This is a genomic window from Streptomyces acidicola (assembly GCF_009377235.1).
Lineage (GTDB): Bacteria > Actinomycetota > Actinomycetes > Streptomycetales > Streptomycetaceae > Streptomyces > Streptomyces acidicola.
The window spans coordinates 1-6,355 of the sequence record NZ_VMNX01000373.1; the positions used below are offsets into that span (position 1 = coordinate 1).

The following is a 6,355-nucleotide window of genomic DNA, read 5'->3' on the forward strand; positions in this document are numbered from 1 at the left end:
CGGGCCACCCGCGTCCCCGCCCTCGCCCTCACCCGGTTGTCCGGGAGCGCGCGCCGGCGGGGATGCACCGTGTTCGCCAGCAGTACGAGGAACGTGTCCGTGGCCCTGTCCAGGACCAGCGACGTCCCCGTGAAGCCCGTGTGGCCCGCCGCCCCTCGTCCCGCCAACTCGCCCATGAACCACGGCTGGTCGACGGCGAGGCCCAGGCCCGGTGGGGTGAGCATGAGGTCGGCCAGCTCGGGGCCGAGGACGCGGGCGGGCCCGTAGGAGCCGCCCGCGAGCAGCGCGCGGCAGAAGACCGCCAGGTCCCGGGCCGTGGAGAAGAGGCCCGCGTGGCCCGCGACCCCGCCGAGGGCCCAGGCGTTCTCGTCGTGGACCACGCCACGGAGCATGCCGCGGTCCGCCTTCGCCCAGGGGCGCCGCTGGTCCTCCGTCGCCGCCGCACCCGGACACGGGCCGAAGGCCGTCGATGTCATGCCCAGGGGGCGCGTGATGCCGTCGCGGATCAGGACGTCCAGTCCGCGGCCCGTGAGGCGTTCCAGGACGTGCTGCAGCAGGAGCATGTTCAGGTCCGAGTAGCAGTACGCCGTACCCGGCCGTGTCGTCGGTGCCTCCACGCGGAGCATGGCCAGGCGGGCCTGGTCCGTAGGGCAGTCGTACAGCGGGAGTTCGGGGCGCAGGCCCGACGTGTGGGTGAGGAGCTGGCGTACGGTCACGTCGTGCCGGGCGGCGCCCGTGAAGTCCGGCAGGTACGCCCCCACGCGCGTGTCGAGCCCGAGGGTGCCCCGCTCCAGTTGCTGCGCGGCCGCCACCGCCGTGAACAGCTTGGTGAGGGAGGCCAGGTCGAAGGGGGTGTCCACGGTCACCGGCACACGGTCCTCGGGCGGCAGCTCGACGGCCGTGTCGCTCGTCTCGTCGTACGCCGTGTACCGCACCGCCCAGCCCATGGCCTCCTCCACGGCGACGACCGGGCCGCGTCCCGCGATCACGACGGCGCCCGCCGCCCACGGGCGCTCGCCCTCGGCCCCGGCCCCGGCGGCCTCGGCCCCGGTGGGGGCCTCCTCGGCCTCCTCCGTGCAGGCCCGGATCTCGCTGACGAGGAGGCGGAGTTGGCCGGGGTCGAGGCCGGCCCGTTCCGGGGTGCCGGTGCGCAGTCTCGGGGCGCTCAGCGTTCTTCCCCCAAGCTCTCGGCCGGTCGTGTGGTCCAGGGGCGGCAGAGTGCCACGAAACAGGCGACGCCCACCAGCGCGGCCGCCAGTTGGACGACGGCCATCGGGACGGCGGTGTCCTCGCCCGCGATTCCGACGAGCGGCGAGGCGATCGCGCCGATGAGGAACGAGGACGTGCCGAGCAGCGCGGACGCCGAACCGGCCGCGTGCCGTACGCGGACCAGGGCGAGCGTCTGGGTGTTGGGCAGCGTGATGCCCATCGCGCTCATGAGGACGAACAGCCCCGCCGCCATGGGCCAGAGCCCCACCTCGCCGAAGACCCCCGCCGACATCAGCAGCAGTGCGATCGCGGAGAGCGTCACGATCGCGAGGCCCGTCGCCAGCACCTTGTCCAGTGCGACGCGGCCGACGAGAACCTTGCCGTTGATCTGACCCGCGATCACCAGGCCGACGGAGTTGACGCCGAAGAGCAGGCTGAACGTCTGCGGGGAGGCGCCGTAGATCTCCTGGATCACGAAGGGGGAGGCACTGATGTACGCGAACAGCGCGGCGAACGTGAAGCCGCCCGCCAGCATGTAGCCGGTGAAGACCCGGTCGGCGAGCAGTCCGCGCATCGCGCGCAGGGCCTCGCCCACGCCTCCCCCGTGCCGGTCGCCGGGGGCCAGCGTCTCGGGCAGCCGCCACCAGACGACCGCCGTCAGCGCGACGCCGACGCCGATCAGGACGACGAACACGCCCCGCCAGTCCGTGACCCGCAGGATCTGCCCGCCGATCAGTGGCGCGACGATCGGCGCCACTCCGGAGACCAGCATCAGCGTGGAGAAGAAGCGGGCCATCGCCATGCCGTCGTACAGGTCGCGGACCACGGCCCGCGCGATCACGATCCCGGCCGATCCCGCGAGGCCCTGAACGAGCCGGAAGGCGATGAGGGCCTCCACCGTGGGCGCGAGCGCGCACAGCGCGGTGGCGACGACGTAGACGGCGAGTCCGGCGAGCAGCGGCCGCCTGCGGCCCCAGCGGTCGCTCATCGGGCCGACGACCAGCTGGCCCAGCGCCATGCCGGCGAGGCAGGCGGTGAGCGTGAGCTGCACGGTCGTGGCGGGCGCCTGCAGGGACTTCGTGACCTCCGGCAGCGACGGAAGGTACATGTCCATCGCCAGCGGGGGCGTGGCGGTGAGGCCGCCGAGGATGAGGGTGACGAGGATGCCGGTGCGGCGGGGGGCGCCGCGGTCGGGTCCGTTCCATGACGGTCCGGGCTTCCCGGTCGTGCCCCTGGTCGTGTTCCCGGCCGGGCCCCCGGCCGTGTCGCCAGCCGTGGTCCCGGTCGTGCCCCCCGTTGGCTCCGCCACCGTCGTGTTCGGTATGTGCCCCTCCGGGACTTCCTGGTCCCGCGTGGTACGGCCACGCTCGGGCATGTGCCCCTCCCTCTCTGTTCGGTCCCCCGCCTATGCTCTCAGTTCGAACGGAGTGTTCGGGGTCACAGATCAAGGGGTGGGACATGGCGGACCGGCCGGTGCGATGGGGAGTCCTGGCGACCGGAGGTATCGCCGCGTCGTTCACCGCCGACCTGGTGGACCTGCCGGACGCCGAGGTCGTGGCGGTGGCCTCGCGGAGCACCGAGTCGGCGAAGGCGTTCGCGGAGCGGTTCGGGATAGCGCGGGCGTACGGCCAGTGGGGCGCCCTCGCCGAGGACGCGGACGTGGACGTCGTGTACGTCGCCACACCCCACTCCGCGCACCGGGCCGCCGCCGGGTTATGCCTGGAGGCCGGGCGGAACGTGCTGTGCGAGAAGGCGTTCACGCTGAACGCGCGGGAGGCCGGGGAACTGGTCGCGCTGGCGAAGGAGCGCGGGAGCTTCCTGATGGAGGCCATGTGGATGTACTGCAATCCGCTGGTGCGGCGTATGGCCGGCATGGTGCGGGACGGGGTGATCGGTGAGGTCCGTACCGTGCAGGCGGACTTCGGTCTTGCGGGCCCGTTTCCGCCGTCGCACCGGCTGCGCGACCCGGCACAGGGCGGGGGCGCGCTGCTGGACCTCGGCGTCTATCCGGTCTCCTTCGCCCACCTCCTGCTCGGGGAGCCCTCGGACGTGACGGCGCGAGCGGTGCTCTCCGACGAGGGCGTCGATCTGCAGACGGGTGCGCTGCTCTCGTATGAGAGCGGTGCTCTCGCCTCGGTGCACTGCTCCATCACCGGCGGCACGGCCACATCCGCCTCGGTCACCGGCTCGCAGGGCCGTATCGACATCCCGGACGGCTTCTTCTTCCCGGACCACTTCGTGCTGCACCGCGACGGCCGGGACCCGGAGACCTTCCGCGCCGACCCGTCCGCGGGCCCCCGCAACAGCCTCAAGCACGAGGCCCGCGAGGTCATGCGCGCCCTGCGCGCCGGCGAGACCGAGTCGCCCCTGGTCCCCCTGGAGGGCACCCTCGCCGTGATGCGGACGCTCGACGCGATACGGGACCGCGTCGGCGTCCGCTACTCGGGCGAGGGCGACCGGCGGGACGACCGGCAGGACGACCGGCAGGGCAGCCGGGGAGACCAGCAGGAGGAGAACGGGCCGGAGGAGAACGGGCCGGACGAGAACGAGCCGGTGGCTACGCCGGCTTGAGCCCCGGGCTCCCCGCCTCCGTCACGAAGGAAGCGACCGTGGTGATCGCCGCCCCCGGAGTGGTCACCGCGGGCAGGGTCTTGAAGTCGGTCCGTGCGGTGTCCTCGTCCAGGGCCACGGTCGCGTAGCCGCGCCGCCCGTTGTAGAACTTCATGTGCGGGTTGGCCGTCATGTACGTGTCCCAGTTGGCGGGCTTGTCCGAGCCGTTGCCGCCGCTGGTGATGGACGTGGCGACGATCTCCGTGCCGACCGTCCGGGAGGAGCGGTCGTCGAAGTCGCGCTTGATGTCGAAGGCGTAGCCGACGTGCACGTCACCGGTCAGGACCATCAGGTTCTCGACGCCGGCCGCGTCGGCGCCCGCCAGCAGCCGCTCGCGTGAGGCCGGGTAGCCGTCCCAGGAGTCCATCGAGAGCTTGTAGGAGTCACCGGTGGCGTTGCGGCGCTGGGAGAAGGTGACCTGCTGCGGGACCACGTTCCACACGGCGCGGGAGTTGTGCCAGCCGTCCAGCAGCCAGCGCTCCTGGGTCGCGCCGGTCAGGGTGCGCGAGGGGTCCTCGGACTCGGGGCCGGGGAACTGCCAGCCGTCGCCGTACGCCTGGTCGGAGCGGTACTGGCGGGTGTCGAGGATGTCGAACTGGGCGAGGCGTCCCCACTGCAGACGGCGGTAGAGCTTCATGTCGGGGCCGTCGGGGCGCTGCGGGCGGCGCAGCGGCTGGTTCTCCCAGTACGCGCGGTACGCGGCGGCGCGGCGCAGCAGGAACTCCTCGGGGGGTACGGAGTTCTCGGGGATGTCGCCGGCGTAGTTGTTCTCGGTCTCGTGGTCGTCCCAGGTGACGACGAAGGGGTGCGCCGCGTGGGCGGCCCGCAGGTCGGGGTCGGTCTTGTAGAGGGCGTACCGCAGGCGGTAGTCCTCCAGGGTGACCGTCTCGCGGTTGAAGACGGCGGGCAGGGTGCGGTCGGTGTACTTGCGGTTGCCGCCGGCCGAGTCCACCGCGTACTCGTACAGGTAGTCACCGAGGTGGAAGACGACGTCGACGTCGTCGGACGCCAGGTGCCGGTACGCGGTGAAGTAGCCGTCGTGGTACGCCTGGCAGGAGACGGCCGCGAAGGTGAGCGGGGTGGTGAGGCCGAAGCGGCCGGGCGCCGTGCGCGTACGGCCCGTCTCGCTGATCCAGTCGCCCGCGCGGAAGCGGTAGTAGTACACGCGTCCGGGCTCCAGGAACCCGATCTCGACGTGCACGCTGTGGTGGAACTCGGGGTGGGCGGTGGTGGTGCCGCGTCTGACGATGCGCCGGAACTGCTCGTCGTGGGCCAGCTCCCAGCGCACGGTGACCCGTTCGGCGGGCAGTCCGCCGTCGGCCTCGTACGGCGACGGGGCGAGCCGCGTCCACAGGAGCACGGATTCGGAGAGCGGGTCGCCGGAGGCCACGCCGAGCGTGAACGGGTTCTCGGTGATCTGCGCCGCGTCGAGTTCGGCGGCGCTCGCCACACCGGCGGCCGGCAGGTTGGTGGCGAAGGCGAGAGCGGCGGCGGCACCGGTGACGGTGAGGAACCGGCGGCGCCCCAGGTGGCGTGCCGCGGCACGGAGCTCGTGGTCGTGTCGCGAGGATTCGTACGCTGAGGGGGCGTTCGGTGGCTGATGGGCTGCGGGTGTCATCTGGCCCTCCCCTGACGGTGGTTGTACCAGGCATTGGAGTGGCCAGGGTCAACGCACACCTGTCACGTACACAACACTCAGATGTCGGACTGATGAGTTCCGTATGACGGACCCTCGCTTACGCTGAGAGCTCATGAAGATTACGCAAACGAAGATCGCGATCGTGACAGGCGCGGGCTCCGGAATCGGTCGTGCCGTGTCGCAGGAACTGTTGGGGACGGGCTGGTCGGTGGCGCTCGCGGGCCGCCGGGCGGAGAAACTGGCCGAGACCGCAGCCGGTCACCCCGAGGCCCTCGTCGTCCGTGCCGACGTCTCACGGCCCGAGGACGTCGCGGCGCTCTTCGCGGCCGTACACGACCGGTTCGGTCGGCTCGACCTGCTCTTCAACAACGCGGGGACGTTCGGGCCGGGCGGTGTACCCGTCGAGGAGCTGGACTACTCGGCCTGGCGGCACGTGGTGGACACCAACCTCAACGGCGCGTTCCTGTGCGCGCAGGCGGCGTACCGTCAGATGAAGGAGCAGGACCCCCAAGGCGGCCGGATCATCAACAACGGCTCGATCTCCGCGCACGCGCCCCGCCCGCACTCCGTCGCATACACGGCGACCAAGCACGCCCTGACCGGCCTCACCAAGTCGCTGTCACTGGACGGCCGGCCATACGGCATCGCCGTTGGCCAGATCGACATCGGCAACGCGGCGACCGACATGACCGAGCGCATGCAGCGGGGCGTACCGCAGGCGAACGGGCAGCTCGCGACCGAGCCGGTGATGGACGTGACGGACGTGGCGCGCACGGTACGGCACATGGCGGAGCTGCCACTGGAGGCGAACGTGCAGTTCGCCACGGTCCTGGCGACGGCGATGCCGTACGTGGGGCGCGGCTAGCGCGACCGGGTTGTCCCCGCCCTCCGCCGCCC

The 6,355-nt window shown here is 72.0% G+C and carries 5 protein-coding genes; 2 read left to right on the plus strand and 3 right to left on the minus strand.

Annotated features, from left to right (window positions below):
• Nucleotides 1–1,208, minus strand: a 1,208-nt coding sequence (locus FPZ41_RS43970) for a serine hydrolase domain-containing protein (RefSeq protein ID WP_152870215.1), incomplete at its 3' end; no start/stop codon positions are given.
• A complete protein-coding gene (locus FPZ41_RS43975; RefSeq protein WP_152870207.1) occupies nucleotides 1,166–2,584 on the minus strand; it encodes a multidrug effflux MFS transporter in 1,419 nt (472 codons plus the stop codon). The genes FPZ41_RS43975 and FPZ41_RS43970, both read right to left, overlap by 43 nt.
• A gap of 83 nt (nucleotides 2,585–2,667) precedes the next feature.
• Between FPZ41_RS43975 and FPZ41_RS43980 the strand changes: the two genes are divergently transcribed.
• On the plus strand, nucleotides 2,668–3,780 hold the full coding sequence (locus tag FPZ41_RS43980; protein ID WP_152870209.1) for a Gfo/Idh/MocA family protein: 1,113 nt from the start codon (nucleotides 2,668–2,670) through the stop codon (nucleotides 3,778–3,780).
• Here FPZ41_RS43980 and FPZ41_RS43985 read toward each other — a convergent pair.
• Nucleotides 3,767–5,437 carry an alkaline phosphatase D family protein gene (locus FPZ41_RS43985; protein ID WP_152870211.1) on the minus strand — a complete coding sequence of 557 codons (1,671 nt, stop codon included), beginning with the start codon at nucleotides 5,435–5,437 and terminating at the stop codon, nucleotides 3,767–3,769. The two genes, FPZ41_RS43980 and FPZ41_RS43985, sit on opposite strands and share 14 nt — an antisense overlap.
• 133 nt (nucleotides 5,438–5,570) lie before the next feature.
• Here FPZ41_RS43985 and FPZ41_RS43990 point away from each other — a divergent pair, with 133 nt between their 5' ends.
• The gene (locus FPZ41_RS43990) at nucleotides 5,571–6,323 is read left to right on the plus strand and encodes an SDR family oxidoreductase (RefSeq protein ID WP_152870213.1); all 753 of its coding nucleotides are present in this window, start codon (nucleotides 5,571–5,573) and stop codon (nucleotides 6,321–6,323) included.
• The last annotated feature ends 32 nt before the right edge of the window (nucleotides 6,324–6,355 follow it).